At 61.6% G+C, this 21,631-nt stretch carries 19 protein-coding genes; 12 read left to right on the forward strand and 7 right to left on the reverse strand.

Annotated features, from left to right (window positions below):
- Window positions 1-81: 81 nt before the first annotated feature.
- Together fhuF and JNB88_RS01465 are read left to right on the forward strand one after the other, a co-directional pair.
- A complete protein-coding gene (gene fhuF / locus JNB88_RS01460) occupies window positions 82-831 on the forward strand; it encodes a siderophore-iron reductase FhuF (RefSeq protein ID WP_220353996.1) in 750 nt (249 codons plus the stop codon).
- Window positions 828-1,955, forward strand: coding sequence for an ABC transporter substrate-binding protein (locus tag JNB88_RS01465; RefSeq protein ID WP_220353997.1), 1,128 nt, complete (start codon window positions 828-830; stop codon window positions 1,953-1,955). The genes fhuF and JNB88_RS01465 overlap by 4 nt, the downstream gene beginning before the upstream one ends.
- On the opposite strand, the gene JNB88_RS01470 is transcribed toward JNB88_RS01465, so the two are convergent.
- Window positions 1,952-3,031, reverse strand: coding sequence for a saccharopine dehydrogenase family protein (locus JNB88_RS01470; protein ID WP_220353998.1), 1,080 nt, complete (start codon window positions 3,029-3,031; stop codon window positions 1,952-1,954). The genes JNB88_RS01465 and JNB88_RS01470 overlap by 4 nt on opposite strands.
- A gap of 108 nt (window positions 3,032-3,139) precedes the next feature.
- Window positions 3,140-4,687 (reverse strand): chromosomal replication initiator protein DnaA, encoded by a 1,548-nt coding sequence (gene dnaA / locus JNB88_RS01475; protein ID WP_220354253.1) that lies wholly within the window; start codon window positions 4,685-4,687, stop codon window positions 3,140-3,142.
- A 185-nt stretch (window positions 4,688-4,872) separates the two neighbouring features.
- Here dnaA and JNB88_RS34535 point away from each other — a divergent pair, with 185 nt between their 5' ends.
- On the forward strand, window positions 4,873-5,106 hold the full coding sequence (locus tag JNB88_RS34535; protein ID WP_220353999.1) for a cysteine rich repeat-containing protein: 234 nt from the start codon (window positions 4,873-4,875) through the stop codon (window positions 5,104-5,106).
- Between the two features lie 417 nt (window positions 5,107-5,523).
- On the opposite strand, the gene rpsT is transcribed toward JNB88_RS34535, so the two are convergent.
- The 3 genes from rpsT to mutM all read right to left on the reverse strand — a co-directional run bounded on the left by rpsT (window position 5,524) and on the right by mutM (window position 7,666).
- Entirely contained in the window at window positions 5,524-5,802 is a 279-nt protein-coding gene (rpsT, locus tag JNB88_RS01485) for a 30S ribosomal protein S20 (RefSeq protein WP_016552476.1), read from the reverse strand.
- 185 nt (window positions 5,803-5,987) lie between these two features.
- The gene (locus tag JNB88_RS01490) at window positions 5,988-6,761 is read right to left on the reverse strand and encodes an enoyl-CoA hydratase (RefSeq protein ID WP_220354000.1); all 774 of its coding nucleotides are present in this window, start codon (window positions 6,759-6,761) and stop codon (window positions 5,988-5,990) included.
- Window positions 6,762-6,775: 14 nt separating this feature from the next.
- Entirely contained in the window at window positions 6,776-7,666 is an 891-nt protein-coding gene (gene mutM, locus JNB88_RS01495; RefSeq protein WP_220354001.1) for a bifunctional DNA-formamidopyrimidine glycosylase/DNA-(apurinic or apyrimidinic site) lyase, read from the reverse strand.
- Between the two features lie 151 nt (window positions 7,667-7,817).
- Here mutM and ubiE point away from each other — a divergent pair, with 151 nt between their 5' ends.
- From ubiE to JNB88_RS01535, 8 genes are all read left to right on the forward strand, one after another.
- A complete protein-coding gene (ubiE, locus tag JNB88_RS01500; protein ID WP_220354002.1) occupies window positions 7,818-8,594 on the forward strand; it encodes a bifunctional demethylmenaquinone methyltransferase/2-methoxy-6-polyprenyl-1,4-benzoquinol methylase UbiE in 777 nt (258 codons plus the stop codon).
- A gap of 56 nt (window positions 8,595-8,650) precedes the next feature.
- Window positions 8,651-10,225 (forward strand): 2-polyprenylphenol 6-hydroxylase, encoded by a 1,575-nt coding sequence (gene ubiB / locus JNB88_RS01505; RefSeq protein WP_220354003.1) that lies wholly within the window; start codon window positions 8,651-8,653, stop codon window positions 10,223-10,225.
- A gap of 92 nt (window positions 10,226-10,317) precedes the next feature.
- Entirely contained in the window at window positions 10,318-11,901 is a 1,584-nt protein-coding gene (locus JNB88_RS01510; RefSeq protein ID WP_220354004.1) for an aromatic amino acid lyase, read from the forward strand.
- 30 nt (window positions 11,902-11,931) lie between these two features.
- Entirely contained in the window at window positions 11,932-13,314 is a 1,383-nt protein-coding gene (locus JNB88_RS01515) for a dihydroorotase (RefSeq protein ID WP_220354005.1), read from the forward strand.
- Window positions 13,311-14,573: a Zn-dependent hydrolase gene (locus JNB88_RS01520; RefSeq protein ID WP_220354006.1), complete on the forward strand. Its 1,263-nt coding sequence runs from the start codon at window positions 13,311-13,313 to the stop codon at window positions 14,571-14,573. The genes JNB88_RS01515 and JNB88_RS01520 overlap by 4 nt, the downstream gene beginning before the upstream one ends.
- The gene (locus JNB88_RS01525; RefSeq protein WP_220354007.1) at window positions 14,573-15,670 is read left to right on the forward strand and encodes a DUF917 domain-containing protein; all 1,098 of its coding nucleotides are present in this window, start codon (window positions 14,573-14,575) and stop codon (window positions 15,668-15,670) included. Before JNB88_RS01520 ends, JNB88_RS01525 begins: the two co-directional genes overlap by 1 nt.
- A gap of 48 nt (window positions 15,671-15,718) precedes the next feature.
- Window positions 15,719-17,380, forward strand: coding sequence for a urocanate hydratase (locus tag JNB88_RS01530; RefSeq protein WP_220354008.1), 1,662 nt, complete (start codon window positions 15,719-15,721; stop codon window positions 17,378-17,380).
- 111 nt (window positions 17,381-17,491) lie between these two features.
- On the forward strand, window positions 17,492-18,385 hold the full coding sequence (locus JNB88_RS01535; protein WP_223217063.1) for a DMT family transporter: 894 nt from the start codon (window positions 17,492-17,494) through the stop codon (window positions 18,383-18,385).
- A gap of 27 nt (window positions 18,386-18,412) precedes the next feature.
- Here the strand turns inward: JNB88_RS01535 and JNB88_RS01540 are convergent, their stop codons facing one another.
- Window positions 18,413-19,693: an MFS transporter gene (locus JNB88_RS01540; protein ID WP_220354009.1), complete on the reverse strand. Its 1,281-nt coding sequence runs from the start codon at window positions 19,691-19,693 to the stop codon at window positions 18,413-18,415.
- Window positions 19,694-19,788: 95 nt separating this feature from the next.
- Here JNB88_RS01540 and JNB88_RS01545 point away from each other — a divergent pair, with 95 nt between their 5' ends.
- Window positions 19,789-20,661, forward strand: a complete 873-nt coding sequence (locus tag JNB88_RS01545) for a LysR family transcriptional regulator (protein WP_220354010.1) — start codon at window positions 19,789-19,791, stop codon at window positions 20,659-20,661.
- On the opposite strand, the gene JNB88_RS01550 is transcribed toward JNB88_RS01545, so the two are convergent.
- Window positions 20,662-21,567: a LysR family transcriptional regulator gene (locus tag JNB88_RS01550; protein WP_220354011.1), complete on the reverse strand. Its 906-nt coding sequence runs from the start codon at window positions 21,565-21,567 to the stop codon at window positions 20,662-20,664. It lies immediately after the preceding gene.
- Window positions 21,568-21,631: the final 64 nt, after the last annotated feature.

Consider the following 21,631-nt stretch of genomic DNA (forward strand, 5'->3'; position numbering starts at 1 on the left):
ACGAGCTACTCCGCCCGATACACCGATGAACAGCTTCCCATTTTTCGCGCGACTCCTTTCCGCGCCATACCTGGTGAATTGATGGGAAGCGCACAGCACCATGTGGCTGATCCGGGCGGCAGCGCCTCGATCCTCTCTGCAGCCTTCGCTGGCGAGCACGCATGGTGCAGTGAGAAGATGGCTCTTTCCGCCGATCTGCCGGACGGAGTACCGCTGCCGCTGTTCTTCAGCAACGGCGGGTTCAAGCAGGCGATCGATCACTACGCCGAGACCTGCGGCAATAGCGACAGGCGTGCTGTCGTCTCGATGTGGTCGTTGTACTACTTCTCCACCCTATCGATTCCCTATGTGTTGGCCCGCCGCCTCGCCGCGCAGGAGCTTCCCGTTGCCTTCGACGGAATGACAATTGCATTACAGGAGAACGGGTTGCCGCGCGCATTCGGCGTCCCGCACCGGGGCAGGCACGCCGAGGGTGGCGATGGGGAAGGTTTTGAAGCCATTGGGCCGTTGTTGGAAGGGCATCTGCCTGATGCCATCAGGAAGCTCACCGCCTCCGGTATTTCGGCCAAGCTGTGCTGGAACAATGCCGCTGTCTATCTGGATTACGTGCTGCGATTGACGCAGCAGCCAGAAGGCCCCGATCTGCCGGTCTTCGTCCGCGGCTGCCTGCCCGACGGCGGCGTCAACCCGCTCTGCGGCAGCGTCCGATATGTCGAGGAAGGCGGCGAGTGCGTCGCCCGACGGAAGATATGCTGCCTGCGCTACATGCTGCCTGGTGTAGCGAGCTGCGGCAAGCTTTGTGCCCTTCCAAGCCAAAGGAACGTTCAATGACGTCGTCCACCTTCACCAGACGCGGCTTTCTTGCTGCGGCGTCCGCCACACTCTGCACGCCAACCCTGCTAAGGGCGGAAACACGCTGGCCGCTGACCGTCACCGATGCTGTCGGCCGAACGGTGACAATCGCGAAGAAACCCAAGGCGATCATCCTCGGTACCGGTTTCAATCTCTTCGCGCTCTCCCTGATCCATCCGGATCCGGTCAGCCTGCTGGCCGGCTGGGCGACCGACATGAAGACGGACAACTCGTTCATCTATGAAGCCTTCCGCAAGAAGTTTCCGGCCATCGACAACGTACCGCTTGTCAGCAATGGGCAGGCGGATGGCATGTCCTTCGAAGCCGCACTCTCCCTGGAGGCCGATCTTGCCATCATGGGCCGGTGGCAGGCCGACGGCGAGCAGGGCCAACGTGCCATCGACTATCTCGAATCGATCGGCGTGCCGGTGGTCGTCGTCGATTTCAATCTCGATCCGCTGAAAAGCACCCCCCGGGACATGCGCCTGCTCGGTCGCGTTCTCGAATGCGACCAGCAGGCGGAAAGCTACGCTCAGTTCTTCGAGAAGCGGGTTGAGCGCATCAGGACGGGCGCGGCCGGAAAGGGCGCAGCGGGGCCACTGGTATTGATGGATGCCTTTCCAAGCCCGACGCGAGGCAGCTGGGCAGTGGGTCGGACCGGCCTTGGCGAACTCATCACGCTTGCCGGCGGCCGTAACATCGCGGACAAGAACCTGCCTCCACAGGGCGGGCCGGTGACGGCGGAATACATCATCGCGGCAGAACCGGACGTCTATATCGCTACCGGCTCACCGGGCGGCACCTACACGGTGTTCTCCATCGGCCCCGGTGTCGATCCCGCAGAAGCCCGGCAATCGCTCAGGGAAACCGTCAAGGCACCAAGCCTTGCGCCAATCAAGGCCGTGCGCGAAGGAAACGTGCACGGCATGTGGAACTTCTTCAACGCGGTTCCGCTGAATGTCCTGGCTGCGGAAGCCATCGCATCATGGGTACGGCCTGACCTGTTCGGCGACGTCGATCCGGCGGGCAGCCTCGCCGAGATCAACGAGCGTTTCGCCGCTGTTCCCATGGAAGGGGCATATTGGACCAGCCTCACCGCTTAGCGGCTTGCTGCGCCGGTCTTGAAAAGGCTGCCGGTCGGCGTCTGAAGGAACATCTCCAGCGGAATATACTCCTGATGCAGGAAGCCGGCGGACGGCAGCAGGTCGGCGCGCACCATCTCGATGACGGCAACCACCGAGGCCGACGTCGTCCATGCGATCGCCGTCCGGCGGACGCCTGATATCTCGATCGGATAATAGGCGCGTACAAACTCCTTGCGGCGCAGACTGCCGTTCACCGTGCCTTCCGCCGCCACGTGGACATAGACAACGTCGTCGTCAACCGGAGGCTTGGCGTTGGTGAGGATTTCGCCGGCGAGCTTTCGCCTGTCGCGCATCAGGAGTTCATGGAAGAAGAAATTCATCAGATCCATATGCCCGGGATAGCGCATCGTCTTGTAGTCAAGGTTCTCGACCTTGCCGAGCATGGTGTCGCACATGGTTCCAAGCCCCCCTGACGTCGTAAATGCCTCGAGCTTCACGCCCTCGACATAGATCGTCTCATGCCATTCCATCGGTGAGACGAGCTTGCGGACACCGCCCTCGATGACTTCGCAATCGTTCAGATACTCGTTGACCACGCCTTCCGGCGACCAATTGAAAGCGTAACCGAGGAGCCCCGTCGGATGTTGCGGCAGCGCTCCGACCCGCATGCGAATGGAACGGCATTTATCGAATCCGTCCGCAAGGCTTGATCCGACAATGCCGACGAAGCCGGGTGCAAGACCACATTGCGGCGCCATCAGGCCACGAGCAGTCTTGGACAGCTCGATGATGGAATTCGTGGTCGGCACGTCCTCCGTAAGGTCGAAATAATGGATCCCCGCGAGATGGGCTGCGCGGGCGAGGTTGAGGTTGAGATGATAGGGCAGGCAGGAAAGCACTGCCTCCACGCTGGACAAGAGTTCGCCGACAACCGAGGGGTCCGAGATATCGCCACTACGGCATTCGAATGGCAGATCTTCCGTGGGCGCCTGGATATCCACGCCGAGCACCTGGAGACCGCCCTCATGCAGGAGCGTTGCCGCCAACCGCCCAACCTTGCCCAGCCCGAGAACAGCGATCCTGTCGAAGCTCATCGGTTCCTCCCCGCCAGATCCCGATTCGAAGGGTACAGAAGATTGTGCGCAAAAGAAAACGGCCGGAGCAATGCCCGGCCGTAAAACTTGCATAGAAAGGTTGCCTTGCTATTCGTTGATCAAACGCTTCAGCAGTTCGATCTCGTGCGAGAGCTTGGTGTCCGCGGCAATCAGCTCCTCGATCTTACGCACCGCGTGCAGCACGGTCGTATGATCGCGACCGCCGAAACGGCGACCGATTTCCGGGAAGGACCGTGGCGTCAATGTCTTCGACAGATACATGGCGATCTGGCGCGGCTTGACGATGACACGGGTGCGGCGGTTCGAGACCAGCTCCTGACGCGACACATTGTAGTGCCGTGCAACGATCCGCTGGATGTCCTCGATACGGACACGGCGCGGCTCGCCGGAACCAACGAGATGCGCGAGCAACTCGTCGACACGCTCGACCGTCAAGTTCGGCTCGAAGGAGCGACGGAAGAGCAGCTGGTTGAAGGCGCCTTCCAGTTCGCGACCGCTTGCCGTGATGTTACGCGCTACATGGTTCAGCAGTTCGGCCGGAATTTCCAGAGACGGATCTTCGAGGCGAGCATTCGCAAGACGACGCTTCAGGATTTCGAGACGCATCTCGTAATCCGGGGCGTCGAGCTCGATCGCCACACCGCCCTGCAAACGCGAGCGGACGCGTGGATCGAGCGACTCCAGCTCCCAGGGCGCGCGGTCGGCCGCGACCACGACCTGCTTGGCGCTGTCGAGCAGCATGTTCAGCAGGTGGCAGAACTCGTGCTGGATCATCTTGCCCTGCAGGAACTGCATGTCGTCGATGATCAGGAGGTCGATGTTGCGCAGCGAGTCCTTGAGCGTCAGGGCATCATTGTCGCGGATCGCGGTTGCGAAACGCCACATGAAATACTCTGCCGTCAGGTAGACGACGCGCAGTGCGCGCGGGTTCTGAACCGCGGCATTGGCGATCGCCTGCAGAAGGTGCGACTTGCCGAGACCGACGCTGGAATGGACGAACAGCGGGTTGAAACGGACAGCGCCCTGCCCGGCCTCCGCAATCGTCTTGGCAGCGGCGAGTGCCACACGGTTGGAGCTGCCCTCGACGAAGGTGTCGAAGGTGAAGCGCGAGTCCAGCGGCGACCCGAAGAGCGGCTGACCGGCACTGGCCGGGCGGGCCGCAGCCGCGGAAGAGACCGCCTGCTGCGCAATCTGGCCGGCATGCTGCGCCACAGGGCGGCGCATTTGTGCGGCAGCAACAGGCTCCGGCGAAACCGGCTCTTCAGCCGGCTTTCCAACGCCACGCGTTGCTGTACGCACGAGAATTTCGACTTTCAGGATTTCGGAGTCTTCTGCCTGGAACAGGCTGGTGATCAGTTCAAGATACCGGTTGTTGATCCAGGACTTCAGGAAAGTGGTTGGCACCGTGAGGCGCACGACACTCTTGGAAACCGAATGTAGTTTCAGCCGGGCAAACCAGCTTGCATAAACATCCGGGCCGACTTGCGCCTTCAGACGGGCGCTGACACGCTCGAAAAGTACACCATGCTTCATGTCTCCCTTTTCCCCTGCCGCTCCAGCACAAATAGAGCCAAACGCCTGCGGTTCATTGTCCCCACTCTCCAGGGCATCCGCCTTCATTGTATTCATCTGCATCATGCCGCCTTCCATTCGTCGGCCGACCTAGTTCGTCGCCCGATTATTTCCCCGCTATGGCCAGAAAGTGGCACCCTCATGAGCCACTCGCCTGCCGGTTCACTCAAGTACTGCCCCACTCACAAGACGTTCCCAGGAAAACGCAAGACCGCATCATGCGGTTCGACTGCTTTCCGTCGGACTGAATGCCGCTCCTCGTCACGCGGCGCCCGGTCGTCCTGTCACGACTTCTCTTCCCTACTCCGGTTTCACGCCACGCGTGCAACCAACACACAAAACAACACTGTTCCGCGACAGCCACGTCGCGGTCAAAAATGCTCAAGTGCTTGAAAAAACGGAGGCCTAAACTCTCCGTAACAAGTGGCACAGGTTCATCGCCCTGCCGACGTGGCAGTTTCAGACCTAGCCTTCACAGGTGATGTCTGGACCCCTTGTTGGAGGGCATTTAGGCAGGATCGAATGCGGGAATCAACGATGAATTTTACGCAAAATTAAGAGCGGGCCGTTGACTCTGGCGACGGCTTTAGGGCGTCACATCCATGTCAAAAAAGAATCGCTTTTGAATCAAGGAGATTCCCGCCGCCGGCATTTTTGACACGTATAAAAAGAAAAAAATAAAAAAGCTGCTTGACTCTGCTCAGACCGCAGATTGTAGGCCCTGAGTCGAGCGCACCTGAAGTATCCTACAATAAGTGTTTGTTTTTATTGTATTTTTCGTGTCACACGCCCGACATGAAAACGTCGCCGAATTAACCATACGGAAGCCAACCGGCAGAATCGAAAAAGCCCGACAAAGTTGCCGGGCTAATCATAATGATAGGTTTATTAACGAAAGATTATGCGGTCGCAGAAACCGACAGAGCCTTCACACGAGCTGCGAGGCGCGAAACCTTGCGGGAAGCCGTGTTGGCGTGAACAACGCCCTTGCTTGCGGCGCGAGCCAGTTCCGGCTGAGCGGCCAGGAAAGCTTCCTTTGCCTTGGCAGCATCACCAGATGCGATTGCCTCTTCGACCTTGCGAACGAAAGTACGAACGCGCGAGCGACGAGCCTTATTGACGTCGGTACGGCGGGCGATCTTGCGGGTCGCTTTTTTCGCCGAAGTTGTATTGGCCATGGATGCCTCTCTAAGAATTCGAACAAACTCCGTCATTACCGCGGGCCTTGCGGCCACTTCATACAGCAATGCGGGAGCATAATCGGAAAACCGGAGTGGCTTCCCGAACCGTGGGCGGGCATATAACCCTAAAGCCGACCCACGTCAACGCGCATTTTCAAGGAAACGCCGCCTTTCTCCAAGGCTCAGCGGTTCTTGAAGGCAGGCTTACGCTTTTCGATGAAGGCCGTCATCCCCTCTTTCTGATCTTCGGTGGAAAACAGGCTATGGAAAAGCCGGCGCTCGAAGCGCAGACCTTCGTCCAGCGTCGTCTCCAAGGCGCGGTTTACCGCCTCCTTGGCCATCAGGACCGAAGGGCGGGAGAGCGAGGCAATCTTGGCAGCAGCCTCCAATGCCTCGTCCAGCAGACGTTCAGGCGCCACTACACGCGAAACGAGTCCCGCGCGCTCGGCTTCGGCAGCGTCCATCATCCGGCCGGTGAGGATCAAGTCCATGGCCTTATATCTGCCGACGGCACGCGTCAGCCGCTGAGAGCCGCCCATCCCAGGGATGACGCCAAGCGTGATCTCGGGCTGGCCGAACTTGGCCGTTTCAGAGGCGATGATGATATCGCACATCATCGCAAGCTCGCAGCCGCCGCCGAGCGCGAAGCCGCTGACGGCCGCAATGACAGGCTTGCGCACTTTGGCGACGTCGTCCCAGCCGCTCATCAGATCGCGGCTATAGACATCGACATAGCTGAGCGGCTGCATTTCCTTGATGTCGGCACCGGCGGCGAATGCGCGCTCGGAACCGGTCAACACCATGGCGCCGACGGCATCATCGGCCTGGAAGGCTTCGTAGGCCTGCAGAAGCTCCTTCAGCACCGTCGAATTCAGCGCGTTCAGCGCCTGCGGGCGGTTCAAGGTGATCAACCCGACTGCGCCGCGGGTTTCGACGATCAGTGTTTCATAGGTCATGGATAATCCTCCCGTTATTTCTGGCAAGCAGGGCAATAGAAGGTCGAACGCCCCGCCTGAACGATGCGTGCGACCGTACCGCCGCAATCAGGCGTGCGGCAAGGTAGACTTTCGCGGTCATAGACCGAGAAGGAATGCTGGAAGTAACCGAGCGAGCCATCCGTCTGGATATGGTCCCGCAGCGACGAGCCGCCCGCCTTGATGGCGTCAGCAATGACATCACGGATCGAGGCGACCAGGAAATCCATTTGCTTGGTCGGCTTGCCGGTCTTGGTGACGACAGTCGCTGCCGCACGGGTCGGGCGCAGATGTGCGCGCCATAACGCCTCGCACACATATATATTGCCGAGCCCGGCGATATTTTTCTGATCGAGCAGCGCGCTCTTCAGTGGTTGCGCCTTGCCCATGAAGCGTTCCGCCAGATAGGCGGCACTGAGTTCGTTGCCCGTCGGCTCCGGCCCGAGGCCAAAGAGGAAAGGATTGAGATCGAGTTCGGAGCGCTGCGCCATATCCATGAAGCCGAAGCGGCGCGGGTCATTGTAAATGACGCGGCTGATGCCGTTCGGTCCTTCCAGATGGAAGATTGCGTGGTCATGCTTCTCATCCTTCGAACGGGGATGATGAAACTCGCCGGGAACATCGGAAAGCGGTCCCGCCTCGATGCGGAACGAGCCGGACATGCCGAGATGCGAGATGATCGTCGTGCCGTCGTCGAGGTCGATCAGCAGATACTTGGCGCGGCGGCCGAGCGCGACGATCTCCCGGCCGGTTGCCCTCGTCTCCAGACCGTCCGGGAAGGGAAACCGCAGGTCCTTGCGGCGCAACTCCAGGCGGGCGATCCGCGCACCTTCCATGGTGGGAGCAAGCCCGCGTCGGACGGTTTCGACTTCTGGCAATTCCGGCATCTTAACCCATCTATATCTAACATGTTTCAACCACGGGCGTTGTGCGCTATAGCGCCAAGGTGCCGCGGCCTTGACCGTGGCCCACAGATAGCGCCGCGCGCGTCCGTTCGCTATGGTCGCCGCGCCGATTTCAGAAAGATGGAGTATTTCGATGTCAGAAAGCCGTACCTCCGCCGAAGGCGGCATGGAAACATCCTACGGCTTCCGCGAAGTGGCGGACGGTGAAAAGCAAGGTCTCGTCAACGAGGTCTTCCACAAGGTCGCCAAGCGCTACGACATCATGAACGACGTCATGTCGGTCGGCATGCATCGCGTCTGGAAGGACGCCATGATCTCGGCTCTGAACCCGCGCAAGGAGCCTGGCTACAGGACGCTCGACGTGGCCGGCGGCACCGGCGACATCGCCTTTCGCATCATCGAAGCCTCCAACCGGATGGCGCATTCGACCGTGCTCGACATCAACGGCTCGATGCTATCAGTCGGCGCCGAGCGCACCGCCAAGAAGAAGCTTTCTGACAACCTGACTTTCGTCGAGGCCAATGCCGAGGACTTGCCGTTCGAACCGAACAGCTTCGACGCCTACACGATCGCCTTCGGCATCCGCAATGTGCCGCGCATCGACGTGGCGCTCAGCGAAGCCTACCGCGTGCTGAAGCGCGGCGGTCGGCTGCTCGTGCTCGAGTTCTCTGAAGTGGACATGCCGCTCCTTGACCGCGTCTATGATACCTGGTCCTTCAATGCCATTCCGAAGTTCGGCAAGGCGATCACCGGCGAGGCCGAGCCTTATCAGTACCTCGTGGAATCCATCCGCAAGTTCCCCAATCAGGAGAACTTCGCCGAGATGATCCGCAATGCCGGCTTCTCGCGCGTCAGCTTCACGAACTATACCGGCGGGATCGCAGCTCTCCACTCTGGCTGGAAGCTCTGAGGGATGGTTCGACAGCAATCGTTCACCCGCTCGCTTTCGCAGGCAGGCAATCCGGCATGAGCACTCTGGGAGCATATTTCCGGCTCTGGCGCGTCGGCTGGATTCTCGTGCGCGAAGGCGTGATTTCGGCTTTGCCGTCGGAAGACCTTCCGCCCTCGATTGGCCTTGCCAAGTCCTTTGTCGGCCTGTTCGCGCGTAATCGCTCCAAATCGAAGAAGCGCAGCGACCGGCTGGCACAAGCAGTCGAGCGACTGGGCCCCTCCTATGTGAAGATCGGTCAGTTCCTGGCGACGCGCCCGGATGTCGTTGGCGTCGAGTTCGCCGACGATCTGTCTCAACTTCAGGACCGCATGGCCTTCTTTCCGCTTGCCGCTGCCAAGGCGAGCATCGCTGGATCGCTCGGCCGCCCGATCGAGGAGCTTTATGCAAGCTTCGGCGAGCCGATTGCCGCCGCATCGATCGCGCAGGTGCACCCCGCCGAAGTCAATACGCCCGCGGGACGCAAGAAGGTTGCGGTGAAGGTCGTCCGCCCCGGCGTGCGCCAGCGTTTCACCCATGACATTGAGGCGATGTATCTCGTCGCTCACATGCAGGAGCGCTTCATGCCTTCGAGCCGGCGCCTGAGGCCGGTGGAAGTCACGAAGACTCTGGAGCAGACGACCAAGGTTGAGATGGACCTGCGGCTTGAGGCAGCAGCCCTTTCCGAGATCGCTGAAAATACCGAGAAAGACCCGGGCTTCCGTGTCCCGAAGGTTGATTGGGAGCGCACCGGCCGCGACGTGATCACCATGGAGTGGATCGACGGCGTGAAAATGTCGGATGTCGAGGGCCTGCGCGCCGCCGGTCACGATCTCAACCTGCTTGCGGACACGCTGATTCAGTCGTTTCTGCGCCACACGCTGCGCGACGGCTTCTTCCATGCCGACATGCATCCCGGTAACCTGTTTGTCGACGAGCACGGCGATATCGTTGCGGTCGACATGGGGATTGTCGGGCGTTTGGGGAAAAAGGAGCGCCGTTTTCTGGCCGAAATCCTCTTCGGCTTCATCACCCGCGACTATGTCCGGGTCGCCGAGGTCCACTTCGAAGCAGGCTACGTGCCGGGTCACCACAATGTCGAGAGTTTCGCGCAGGCGATCCGCGCGATCGGCGAGCCGATCCATGGCCAGCCAGCCGAAACGATCTCGATGGGCAAGCTGCTGACGCTGCTGTTCGAGGTGACCGAACTCTTCGACATGGCGACGCGGCCGGAACTGGTCATGCTGCAGAAGACGATGGTCGTGGTCGAAGGCGTGTCGCGCATGCTCAATCCACGCTTCAACATGTGGAAGGCGTCCGAACCCGTCGTCGGCGACTGGATCCGCAACAATCTCGGCCCGAAGCGCATCGTCACCGATCTCAAGGACGGGCTGAAGGCGGCTGTGAAGCTTGCCGAGGCCGCGCCCGAGATTGCGGCAAAGACCGAGAAGTTTCATCATGAACTGCTGCACATGAGCGAGCACGGGTTGCGGTTCGACGCGGCGACGGCCGAGGCGATCGGCAAGTCCGAGGCGCGGCACAATCGCTCCGGCCGGTACGCCCTCTGGATTATCGCGCTGACGCTTCTCTATATAGCCTGGGTGGTGACCTGATCCATCGCCGCAATGCATGTTGTGTTCGACATTTGGGATATCCCATCGAGTAGCGCCGTCGCATAGTCTCACTTTTCAAGGAGATATGGCAGATGAAGCATGAACGCCCCCGCATCGAACTTTCCGGACAGCCGCTCAGCTTTGCCGAGATGGTGAGGATCGGATCGGGCAAGGTGGCGCTTTCAGCTTCGACGACAGGCATGGCTCGGGTCGAGATTGCCCGCGGGATTGTCGAGGACGCGATCAAGGCCGGCATGCCCGTCTACGGCGCAACCACCGGCGTTGGCGCTATGAAGGATGTCGAGTGGTCCCCAGAGGATCTGGATGCCTTCAATCTCGGGCTCGTGCGCGCGCATCACTTCGGCACGGGGACGCCGTTTTCGAGCGCCGTTGTGCGCAACGCAATGGCCATTCGCATCAACACCGCCCTGACGGGACAAGTCGGCTGCACGTCCGAACTCGTCAACGCCTATATGCGGATGCTGGACGCGGATATCATTCCGGTCGTCCGCCGCACGGGGTCCATCGGTTGTGCCGACATCGGCCTCATGGGACAGATCGGCGCCGTGCTGACGGGAGTCGGTGAAGCCGTCTATCGCGGCAAGCGCATGCAGGCGGCCGACGCTTTCGCGGCGGCGGGCATGAAGCCCTTCACGATGGCCCCGCGCGACAGCCTTGCCTCGCTCAGCATCAACGCCGTGAGCTTTGCCGCGGCGGCTGATGCGACACGCAACGCGGCGGCCTCCATCCGCGTGCTGCTGGCCACTGGCATGATGGCATCGGGCGCACTCGGCGCGTCCCGCGATCCCTGGCTGTCCGTTCGCCATGTTGGCACCTCCCGGGAGGCCCTCATCGGCTCCTGGCTCTGCAATGCTTCCGACGCCTGGCACTGGCCGGTCAAGACCCACGTCCAGGACCCGCTCAGCCTTCGCATGATCGCGCAGGTCTTTGGCGCGGTCATCGAGAACCTGCTGACGACAGGTCACAAGATCCTGGCCGCAACAGGACGCTCCGACGACAATCCTGTCGTCGTCGAGGGTCGAGTGATGACCTCAGGCGGGTCACTGCCGCTCGACGTGACGATCCTGCTGGAATCGGCCGCTCTCTGCATGGCGCACGCGGCGCGCAATGCCTTCAACCGCTGCGTCCTGCTTGGCAATGGCCAGCGCCGTGATCTGCCCGTCAATCTCGTGCCGCCCGGACGTATCGCAACGGGTTTCGGCCCGATCATCAAGCTCGCCGGCGAGATTTTTTCCCGCGTGCTCTCGATGTCGAACCCGGTTTCCGCGCAGTCGCTGGTGGTCGCGGCCGGGCTTGAGGACGAGGCTGCATTCCTGCCGCTGGTGATCGAGCGCTTCGAGCGCCAGATGCGCGCCCTGATGCGACTTGCTGCTCTCGAGGCGTTGCTTTCCGCCCAGGCCGTGGACATCCTCGGCGACAAGCCGAAGGGTGTCGGCGCAATGCTTTACGACGTCGTTCGCAAGCACGCGGACTTCTATACGGTCGACCGACCGCTCTCCGCCGAGGTGGAAGCGATCGAGGAAGAGCTTGGTTCCGACGCCTTCATGTCGAAACTGATCGAAGAGGTGCCGATCGCATCCTTCGACGATTTCTTTGCGCTCGGCTCGCTGGCGCGCATCGAGCAGCGTCTGACCCAGGAACCGGTCGCCATCTGATCCTTCAATATTCGCCACGGAGAAAGCGGCATGGCTGATTTCGATCTCGTTCTGCAAGGCACGGTCGTTTTGCCGGAGCGCATTCTGGAAGCCGGCTACGTTGCCGTCCGCGATGGCAAGATTGCGGAGATCGGCCTTGGCGTGCCGCCTGCCGCGCGCGAACGCCATCTCCTCGGCAAGGCATTGATCCTGCCCGGAGCCATCGACGCCCAGGTTCACTCGCTGTCGCAGAAGGACCAGGAGGATTTCATCTGGTCGACTCGCTCGGCTGCTGCCGGCGGTGTGACGACGATCGTCGACATGCCCTACGATGAAGGCAATCTTGTCTGTTCGGCGGAAGCCGTAAAGAAGAAGATCGCCCATGCCGGCCCGCAGGCGCGGGTCGATTTTGCGCTCTACGGCACCGTCGATCCCGAGGAAGGCGCCAAGCGGGTCGCCGAAATGGTCGACGCAGGCGTTGCCGCCTTCAAGTTCTCGACGTTCGGTACGGATCCGAAACGATTTCCGCGCATCCCCCCTGCCCTGCTGGACGAATGCTTTGCCGCGATTGCGCCGACCGGGCTGACCGCCGGCGTCCACAACGAGGATGACGAGGCCGTCCGCACCTACATGGATCGCGTGAAGGCAAGTGGGATCACGGATTGGCGGGCGCATGGACTGTCCCGGCCGCCGATCACCGAGCTGCTCGCCATGCACACCATCTTCGAGACGGGCGCCAATACGGGTTGCCCGTCGCATGTGGTGCATTGTTCGCTCGGGCGCGGCTACGACATCGCACGCGCTTACCGCCGCGATGGTTTCGAGGCGACCGTCGAATGCTGCATTCACTACCTGACGCTGGACGAGGAAAACGACGTCAAGCGGCTCGGCGGCAAGGCGAAGATCAATCCGCCGATCCGACCACGCGCCGAAGTCGAGGCGCTATGGCGCAGGGTCGCGGAAGGCAATGTCTGGTTGGTCTCGACGGACCACGTCAGCTGGTCCGAAAATCGCAAGACCAACCCTGACATGCTCGCGAACGCTTCAGGTGTTCCCGGGCTCGAAGTGATGGTACCGCTCTTCATCAAGGGTGCCTCCGAGCGCGGCATCCCGCTGACCTGGGCGGCCAAGCTGATGGCAGAGAACCCGGCAAAGCATTTCCGTCTCGACCACGTGAAGGGGGCGCTGACGCCAGGCAAGGACGCCGATATCGTCGTGCTCGAGCCGCGTGAAACGGTCTATGACGCTGCAGCCAGCGGCAACAACGTCGTCGGCTGGAGCCCTTACAACGGCATTCGCCTTCCCTGGACGGTGTCTGCGACCTATCTGCGCGGGGAGAAGATCACCGATGGCGCGACCGTGCTGGCTGAGCCGGGGACCGGCCGATTTGTGCGTCCGCTGCCAAGGCAGGTGATCGCCGGAGCCGCAGAATGAGCAGGAACCTGCCGGTCAATGCGGGTCGTATCGCGGAGGATATCGACGCCCTGGCCGGGATCACCGAACCCGGCCATCCCTGGACCCGCCGCGCCTTCTCGCCACTCTTTCTCGAGGGCCGCGCCCATATCGAAGCGCGCATGCGGGCGGCTGGGCTTGAGACACGGATCGATGTTGCCGGCAACCTCATCGGCAAGCGACGTGGCGCCATCGACGGACTCGGTACCATCATGCTCGGTTCGCATTCCGACACAGTGCCGGATGGTGGGCGCTTCGACGGCATTGCCGGCGTCGTGGCAGCACTGGAAGTCGCCCGCGCGCTGAGTGATCAGGGGATCGAACTCGATCACGACCTGGAGATTGTCGACTTCCTTGCGGAGGAGGTCAGCATTTTCGGTGTCTCCTGTATCGGCAGCCGGGGCATGACCGGGCAGCTGCCGGAAGCCTGGCTTGCCCGCACGACGGACGGGCGCGATCTGGCCGAGGCGATCGCCGAGGTCGGCGGGCGCCCGAGCGTGCTGCAGCAGCAAAGCAGGCCCGATATTTCAGGCTTTCTCGAACTGCATATCGAGCAGGGCCCGGTCCTCGAGAACGAGAAGAAGGATATCGGCATCGTCACTGCGATCGCCGGGATCACCCGGATTGAGATTGTCGTCGAGGGGCGCGCCGACCATGCCGGCACGACGCCGATGGATAGCCGCTCGGATGCGCTGGTCGCCGCCGCGCAACTGGTTCTCGATATCCGCGATGCCGCAGCCGCCCGTGCAAAGACACCGGGACATTTCGCGGCGACGGTCGGCGAGTTCCGGATCGAGCCGAATGCGGCCAACGTCGTTCCCTCGAAGGTCGTCCTGCTGATCGATGCACGCGCCGAGGTCCGCAACGACATGGAAGCCTTCTGTGAGTGGCTGGACGAGCACGTCATTAAGTTAGCTATCGCTTACGGAGTATCGATCAAGAGCCCCATGCGGGTTTCGGATAACCGTCCGACGCCGAGCGATGCCGGACTGCTGAAGACACTTGAAAGGGCATGTGGAACCGTCGGCGCCAGGCACCGCCGAATGGCATCGGGCGCCGGCCACGACATGGCCTGGATTGCCAAGGTCGCGCCAGCAGCCATGATCTTCGTACCTTGCAAGGAGGGGCGCAGCCACTCCGCCGACGAATGGGCCGAGAACGACGACATCGCGCTTGGGGCGGCCGTGCTTTTCGAAGCCGTCTTGGACATGGACAAGAGCTTGAAGCAGGAGAATGCCTGATGGGACGCATACTGGTTGAGAAGGACGTCGAAGCAGCGGTCAAGGGCGGGTCGGTCTATGCCGCCGGTGGCGGCGGCTGGGCGGATCACGGCCGCATGCTCGGCTATGCCGCAGTCAACGTCGGCAAGCCGGAACTTGTATCGATCGACGAGTTGAAAGATGACGACTGGATCGCGACGGCCGCCGCGATCGGCGCGCCCGCCTCCACGACACCCTGGGAAATGCAGGGCATCGACTATGTGAAGGCCGTGCAGTTGCTGCAGGAAGAGCTCGGCGAGAGACTGTCCGGCCTGATCATCGGCCAGAACGGCAAGTCGTCGACGCTGAACGGCTGGCTGCCCTCCGCCATTCTCGGAACCAAGGTCGTCGACGCCGTCGGCGATATCCGCGCGCATCCGACCGGCGACATGGGCTCGATCGGCATGGCTGGCTCGCCTGAACAGATGATCCAGACGGCGGTTGGCGGCAACCGCGCCGAGAACCGATACATCGAGCTTGTCGTGAAGGGAGCCACAGCGAAGATCTCGCCGATTCTTCGGGCGACTTCCGACCAGTCGGGCGGCTTCATCGCCAGCTGCCGCAACCCGCTGCGCGCCTCCTATGTGCGTACCCACGCAGCACTTGGCGGCATCTCGATGGCATTGGCACTGGGCGAGGCGATTATTGCCGCTGAGAAGAAAGGCGGTTCAGCCGTGATCGACGCCATCTGCAAGACAACAGGCGGCCACATCCTGGCCGAAGGTATCATCACCAAGAAGGACGTCGTCTATACCAAGGAGGCATTCGACATCGGCACGATCGTCGTCGGCTCCGGCGACAAGGCGGTGACCATGCATGTGATGAATGAATACATGGCCGTCGACGACCTCGAGGGCAAACGGATCGCCACCTTCCCCTCGGTCATTACGACGCTCTCGCCCGAGGGAGAACCACTGAGTGTCGGTCAGTTGGAGAGCGGCATGCATGTGTTCATCCTGCATGTGCCGATGAGCATCATTCCGCTGTCGGCAAGCGTTCTCGACCCGACCGTCTATCCTCCGGTGGAAAAGGCGATGGGGATCGAACTTGCCCGCTACGCGCTGGCCGCGAAAGCCTGAGGCGCGCCCGATTCCGACACGGCAAGCGAAGATAGAGGAACAACCAAGATGCTGAAGCCCAATCCACGTCATCCGAAATTTCCGATTCCGGGCGGGCCGGAGCTGCGCGCCAAGGGTTGGCGGCAGGAGGCACTCCTCCGCTTGCTCGAGAACGTTCTCTCCGTCGGAGAGGATCCGGACAATCTCGTGGTCTACGCCGCGCTCGGCAAGGCCGCGCGAAGCTGGGCGGCGCACAAGGGCATCGTCAAGGCGCTGACTGAAATGGACGAGGACCAGACGCTGCTGATCCAGTCCGGCAAGCCGATTGGCCTTGTGAAGACGCATGCGAAGGCACCGCTTGTCATCATGGCGAACTGCAACATTGTCGGGCAATGGGCGAAGGCCGAGGTCTTCTACGAGCTGCAGCGGAAGGGGCTGATCTGCTGGGGCGGGCTGACGGCTGGCGCCTGGCAGTACATCGGCAGCCAGGGCGTCATCCAGGGCACCTATGAAATCTTCATGCGCATTGCAGAGCGCCGGTTCGGTGGGGACCTTTTCGGGCGCTTCGTGCTGACGGCGGGGCTCGGCGGCATGGGCGGCGCACAGCCGCTTGCCGGCCGCATGGCGGGTGCGGCCATCCTCTGCGTCGACATCGATCCCGAGCGCGCCAAGAAGCGCCAGGAGATCGGCTACCTGCAGGAAGTCGCACCGGATCTTGATACGGCACTCTCGATGATCGATGCTGCCGTGAAGGAAAAGCGGGCGCTTTCAGTCGGCCTCGTCGGCAATGCGGCGGAAATCTATCCCGAAATCGCCAGGCGTGGCATCGTGCCGGATATCGTTACCGACCAAACATCCGCGCACGACCTCGTCTATGGCTATGTGCCGAAGGGCATGAGCCTCGCGCAGGTGCGCGAGCTGCGCGACGAGGGCCAGGGGCAGCTGATGGCGGCAAGCCGCGCTTCGATCGTGCAGCATGTGACGGCGATGCTGGACTTCCAGAAAAAAGGTGCTGAAGTCTTCGACAACGGCAACCTTATTCGCACACAGGCCAAGGAAGGCGGCGTCGCCAACGCCTTCGATATTCCGATCTTCACCGAAGCCTATCTGCGGCCGCTCTTTGCCCGGGCAATCGGCCCCTTCCGCTGGATGGCACTGTCCGGCGAAGAAAGCGACATCGCCCGGATCGACGATCTGCTGCTCGAGATGTTCCCAGACAACAAGATCATCACCAACTGGATCCGGCTGGCGCGCGAGCACGTGCCCTTCGAGGGCTTGCCGGCGCGCATCGCCTGGCTCGGCCATGGTGAGCGCACGATGCTGGCCCGCCGGGTCAACGAACTGGTCGCAAGCGGTGAGCTGAAAGGTCCGGTCGCCTTCTCGCGCGATCATCTTGATGCCGGTGCGATGGCGCATCCGAACATCATGACCGAGCGGATGAAGGACGGCTCCGACGCGATTGCCGATTGGCCGCTGATCGATGCGATGATGCTTTGCTCGTCGATGGCCGATCTCGTGGTCGTACATTCGGGCGGCGGCGGCTATGCCGGCTACATGACGAGCTGCGGCGTGACCGTCGTGGCCGATGGCACCGATGCCGCCGACGAGCGGCTCGACCATGCGCTCACCAACGACACGGCGCTTGGGGTCATGCGCTATGCCGATGCCGGCTATGAAGAGGCGCTGGACGAGGTGGCAAAAAAGGACGTCCCCTATATCCGCTTGGGATAGGAGCGGCGACCCGGTTTCTTCGTCGGATTGCGCTACGACGTGGCGCAACGGACCAATCAGAAGTCATTGATGTCTGATAAATATCGGACATCGATTCGACCCTGCCCTCCCATGAACGGACTTGCCATGCAGCCCCGCGCCTACGGTATCCTCCTCGTCGGCATCGCCACGATCATGTGGAGCACGGCGGGCCTCTTCGTGCGGGCGCTCGATCTCGACATCTGGACCGTGCTCGGCTGGCGCTCGGTGTTTGGCGGGCTGACGCTTGCGATCATCACCTTTGCGAAGAAGCGGATCAGTGCGGAGCCGGGCAAGGTGCCGCTCTACTTCTACCCCCTCTTCGGGCTGATGGCCGCCATTTCGATGTATGGCTATGTCGGCGCGCTGAAGCTGACGACAGTGGCCAACGTCCTTGCAATCTATGCCACCGTGCCTTTCGTCGCTGCAGCCATCGCCTATATCTGGCTGAAGGAGACGATCAGTCGTCGCGTGCTCATCGCCAGCCTCATTGCCTTTGTCGGCGTGGTGATCGTCGCCGGCTTCGGCGCAAGGCCCGAGGATATCGCTGGCAACGCGCTGGCGTTTCTGATGACGCTGACCTTCAGCATTCTGCTCGTAGCAGCGCGGCGCTATCCCGCGCTGCGGCTCGCACCGGTCAATGCGCTGGGGTCTGGCTTCTGCGTGCTGCTTTGCTTGCCCCTGATGTCCCACACGCTGCCGAGCTGGCAGGAGATCGCAGTGCTCGCAGTCTTTGGGTCGACAACATCAGGGATCGCCTATCTGCTGTTCATGACCGGCGGCCGCTATATCCCGTCCAGTGAGGCCGGGCTGATCGGACTGCTTGATGTCGTGCTCGGCCCACTCTGGGTTTGGCTCGCCTTCTCGGAGACACCTTCTGTTTCGACAATCATCGGCGGCGTCATCATCCTGATTGCCGTTTTCTGGTATCTCTGGAGCGGGATGAGAGGAACCCAGCAGCCGCGACGCACGCTCAAGAACGTGTAGCCAGCTTACGGCTCGCGAACGTTTGTCCTACCGTTTCGCGAGCCTTGCCGCGACGAGCGCCGCGACCATGCCAAGTGCCAGCAGTGACAGGGTAAAGATCACAACGGCATTCCAGCCATCGGCGCCCCAGAAATAGCCGCCGACAGAACCGGCAACGCTTGAGCCGATATAGTACGACAGCAGGTAGAGTGCGGAAGCATGTCCCTTCGTGCCACGCGCCAGCCGGCCGACGAGCGCGCTCGCCACAGAGTGAGCGATGAAGAAGCCCGAAGTCAGCAGCACAATCCCAAGGACGATCAGCGGCAATGAGGAGGAAAGGGTTACCGCAACACCGGCGGCGGCAACGGCAATACCGGCCGGCAGGACGATGAAGTGGCCGATCCGATCCCCCAGCAATCCGGCGATCCAGGAGGCCGCGATACCGAAGAGATAGACCGTGAAGATCAGGCCAAGCTCGGTCTGGTTGAGATTGTATGGTGACTGGACAAGGCGGAACCCGATGTAGTTATAGACGGTCACGAAAGTGCCCATGGCGAGAAAGCCGATTGCGAAGAGCAGCGGCAACGCCGGATTGCCGATATGACCGACCCAGGCCCTCGCATGAAACCGGGCGTCAAAACCCTTTTGCGGTGTAAAATTGCGCGATGCGGGCAGCAGCAAGAAGAAGCCGATTGCGGCGGCAAGGCCAAGTACGCCGAGCGCGCCCAACGCGATACGCCAGGAGAAGAACTCGGCCAGCGTGCCGGTCACAACACGGCCGGCCATACCGCCGAAGGCGTTGCCAGCGATATAAAGGCCCATCGAAGCGCCAAGGCCACGCGGATCGATTTCCTCGGAGAGATAGGCCATCGCCACCGCCGGCACGCCGCCGAGCAACAGCCCTTCCAGAGCACGGATAACCAAGAGCGCATGCCAGCTTGGCACCAGAGCGCAGGCAATCGTGCAAAGGGCCGCACCGAGCAGAGAGGCGAACATCAAGCTGCGACGGCCGAAGCTTTCCGAGACCGCCGCGGCGCAGAAGATCGCGAAGGCAAGGAAGCCGGTCGAGAGCGACAAGGACAATGAACTTGCGGCCGGACTGATGCCGAAATCCGTGGCAAAGATCGGCATCAGCGGCTGCACGCAATAGAGCAGCGAGAACGTGGCAAAGCCGGAGAGAAAGAGCGCAAGGCTCGCCCGCCGATAGGACGGCGTGCCGCGCAGCAGGAACTGTTTTTCCTGCGGATCGGCTACGGTACTCACCACCTTCAGATGAGGGCGGGACTGGATTTCCAGGGAATCTGGCTGATTGTCTGCGACGCGTGGCATGGGGGACCAACCTTTCACGCCTTTCGATCTAGCCAGCGACGCATCATTTGTCCAATATATGAAACTTGCATTCTTGATATGTTTTGGAGATACCTATGGAGCTGCGGCATATCCGCTATTTCCTTGCTGTGGCAGAGGAAGGAAATTTTACCCGCGCAGCCGCAAAGCTTGGGATCGGCCAACCGCCGCTCAGCCAGCAGATCCGTGATCTCGAGAACGAGATCGGTGCGGCGTTGTTTCATCGGGTTCCGCACGGCGCGGAACTGACCGAGGCGGGCATCGCCTTTCTGCCGGAGGGTCGGGCCGCCATTGCGGCTGCCGAGAAGGCGAAGCTCGCCGCCCAACGCGCAACACGGGGAGAGACGGGCCGCCTGGCACTCGGCTTCACCGCATCATCGGCGTTCAACACGGCAGTCAGTGGCACGATCCGTCGCTTCCGCGGAAAATGGCCGGACGTAAGCCTCTCGCTCACCGAAATGAACAGCAATTGGCTGATGGAAAAGCTGCTGCGACAAGAGATCGACGTCGCGTTCATCAGGCCGGGGTTGGAAGATCCGAGGGATGTCACCCTGAAGCGGCTGGCAGACGAACCGATGCTGATCGCACTGCCGGCGCATCATCCGCTGGCAAGGTTTGACAAGCTGCCTCTCTCGTCGCTTGCCGGCGAGCCATTCATCCTCTTCCCCAGAACGGTCGGCCTCAGTCTCTACGATGACATCGTGCGTGGGTGCCGCGATGCCGGTTTCGAACTCGTGGTGACGCAGGAAGCACCGCAGATCCCATCGGTCATCAATCTTGTTGCCGCCGATCTTGGCGTGTCGATCGTACCGGCCTCGATCGCGCATCTTGCTCTCGACGGTGTTGCCTATCGTCCGATCGGGGGGCCGCCGCTGGTGGCGCGTCTCGGGCTTGCTATGCTGAAGGCGCAGCGTTCGCGCGTCGCCGCCAATCTGATGAGCTTGATCTAATCAACCGGCGGGGTCCCAGTAGGGCGGATCACCGAAGGTCTTGCGAAGGTGCTCGGCAACAGCGCGCAACTTGGCAGAGGGATTGCGACCCTCGGGATGCGCCATGTAGATGAATTCCGCTTCCGGTCTGTAGCCGACATCGATCTCCTGCAACTGCCCGGTGCTGATCGCCGGTCCGGCAATGAAGGCGGGAAGCAGCGCAATGCCGAGACCGGCGGCGGCGGCATCGCGGATCATGTCGCCGTTGTTCATGCCGACGGCCTGGCTTGCGCGCACGACAATGGCACCATCCGGCGTCTGGAACCGCCAATCCGCAACGCCCCGGTTGGTATAGAAGATACCCTTGTGGCCATCGAGATCGGCAAGCGACTTCGGCACACCATGGCGGCTGAGATAGTCCGGCGAGGCGACCAAAAGCCGACGGCTGCGGCTAAGCTTCCACACCACCAGCCGGGAATCGACGATCGGGCCATGGCGGACAACGGCATCATACCCCTCCGAGGAGACATCGACGCGGCGGTCGTCGATGTCGAGCACCAGCTGGATTTCCGCATGCGCGGCCAGGAAGGGATAGAGCGCGGGGCCGAGATGCATACGCCCGAAGGTCACGGGGGCGGCGATGCGAAGCGGACCGGACAGCGTGCCGCGGCGAACTGCCATCTCGGCGGTGGCTTCCTCGATTTCCTGAACGATCCGTGTCGCACGCTCCAGAAAGGCCGCCCCGTCTTCCGTCAGCGTGAGTTTTCGCGTGGTACGATGCAGGAGCACACCACCGAGCGATCGTTCGAGTTCCGCCAGCCGCTCGCTGACGACGGATTTGGAAAGCCGCAGACGTCGCGCGGCCTCGCTCACCGAGCCGGATTCCACGACGGCCACAAAAGCCGTTATCCCCTCAACCCTAATCATCGTTCGGCAAATCCGAATTCGAGTTCCATCATTTGGAGACTAATCCGAACGAAAAGAAAATGCC

Source organism: Rhizobium cauense (assembly GCF_019511525.1).
GTDB lineage: Bacteria > Pseudomonadota > Alphaproteobacteria > Rhizobiales > Rhizobiaceae > Rhizobium > Rhizobium cauense.

What these genes read in the sequence shown, in the direction of transcription:
- JNB88_RS01550 (WP_220354011.1), bottom strand. Translation starts at nt 21,567, where the DNA reads ATGATTAGGGTTGAGGGGATAACGGCTTTTGTGGCCGTCGTGGAATCC.
- fhuF (WP_220353996.1), top strand. Translation starts at nt 82, where the DNA reads ATGGGAAGCGCACAGCACCATGTGGCTGATCCGGGCGGCAGCGCCTCG.
- JNB88_RS01530 (WP_220354008.1), top strand. Translation starts at nt 15,719, where the DNA reads ATGCTGAAGCCCAATCCACGTCATCCGAAATTTCCGATTCCGGGCGGG.
- mutM (WP_220354001.1), bottom strand. Translation starts at nt 7,666, where the DNA reads ATGCCGGAATTGCCAGAAGTCGAAACCGTCCGACGCGGGCTTGCTCCC.
- rpsT (WP_016552476.1), bottom strand. Translation starts at nt 5,802, where the DNA reads ATGGCCAATACAACTTCGGCGAAAAAAGCGACCCGCAAGATCGCCCGC.
- JNB88_RS01520 (WP_220354006.1), top strand. Translation starts at nt 13,311, where the DNA reads ATGAGCAGGAACCTGCCGGTCAATGCGGGTCGTATCGCGGAGGATATC.
- JNB88_RS01465 (WP_220353997.1), top strand. Translation starts at nt 828, where the DNA reads ATGACGTCGTCCACCTTCACCAGACGCGGCTTTCTTGCTGCGGCGTCC.
- ubiE (WP_220354002.1), top strand. Translation starts at nt 7,818, where the DNA reads ATGTCAGAAAGCCGTACCTCCGCCGAAGGCGGCATGGAAACATCCTAC.
- JNB88_RS01515 (WP_220354005.1), top strand. Translation starts at nt 11,932, where the DNA reads ATGGCTGATTTCGATCTCGTTCTGCAAGGCACGGTCGTTTTGCCGGAG.
- JNB88_RS01535 (WP_223217063.1), top strand. Translation starts at nt 17,492, where the DNA reads ATGAACGGACTTGCCATGCAGCCCCGCGCCTACGGTATCCTCCTCGTC.
- JNB88_RS01510 (WP_220354004.1), top strand. Translation starts at nt 10,318, where the DNA reads ATGAAGCATGAACGCCCCCGCATCGAACTTTCCGGACAGCCGCTCAGC.
- ubiB (WP_220354003.1), top strand. Translation starts at nt 8,651, where the DNA reads ATGAGCACTCTGGGAGCATATTTCCGGCTCTGGCGCGTCGGCTGGATT.
- JNB88_RS01525 (WP_220354007.1), top strand. Translation starts at nt 14,573, where the DNA reads ATGGGACGCATACTGGTTGAGAAGGACGTCGAAGCAGCGGTCAAGGGC.
- JNB88_RS01470 (WP_220353998.1), bottom strand. Translation starts at nt 3,031, where the DNA reads ATGAGCTTCGACAGGATCGCTGTTCTCGGGCTGGGCAAGGTTGGGCGG.
- JNB88_RS01545 (WP_220354010.1), top strand. Translation starts at nt 19,789, where the DNA reads ATGGAGCTGCGGCATATCCGCTATTTCCTTGCTGTGGCAGAGGAAGGA.
- dnaA (WP_220354253.1), bottom strand. Translation starts at nt 4,687, where the DNA reads ATGCAGATGAATACAATGAAGGCGGATGCCCTGGAGAGTGGGGACAAT.
- JNB88_RS01540 (WP_220354009.1), bottom strand. Translation starts at nt 19,693, where the DNA reads ATGCCACGCGTCGCAGACAATCAGCCAGATTCCCTGGAAATCCAGTCC.
- JNB88_RS01490 (WP_220354000.1), bottom strand. Translation starts at nt 6,761, where the DNA reads ATGACCTATGAAACACTGATCGTCGAAACCCGCGGCGCAGTCGGGTTG.
- JNB88_RS34535 (WP_220353999.1), top strand. Translation starts at nt 4,873, where the DNA reads ATGCCGCTCCTCGTCACGCGGCGCCCGGTCGTCCTGTCACGACTTCTC.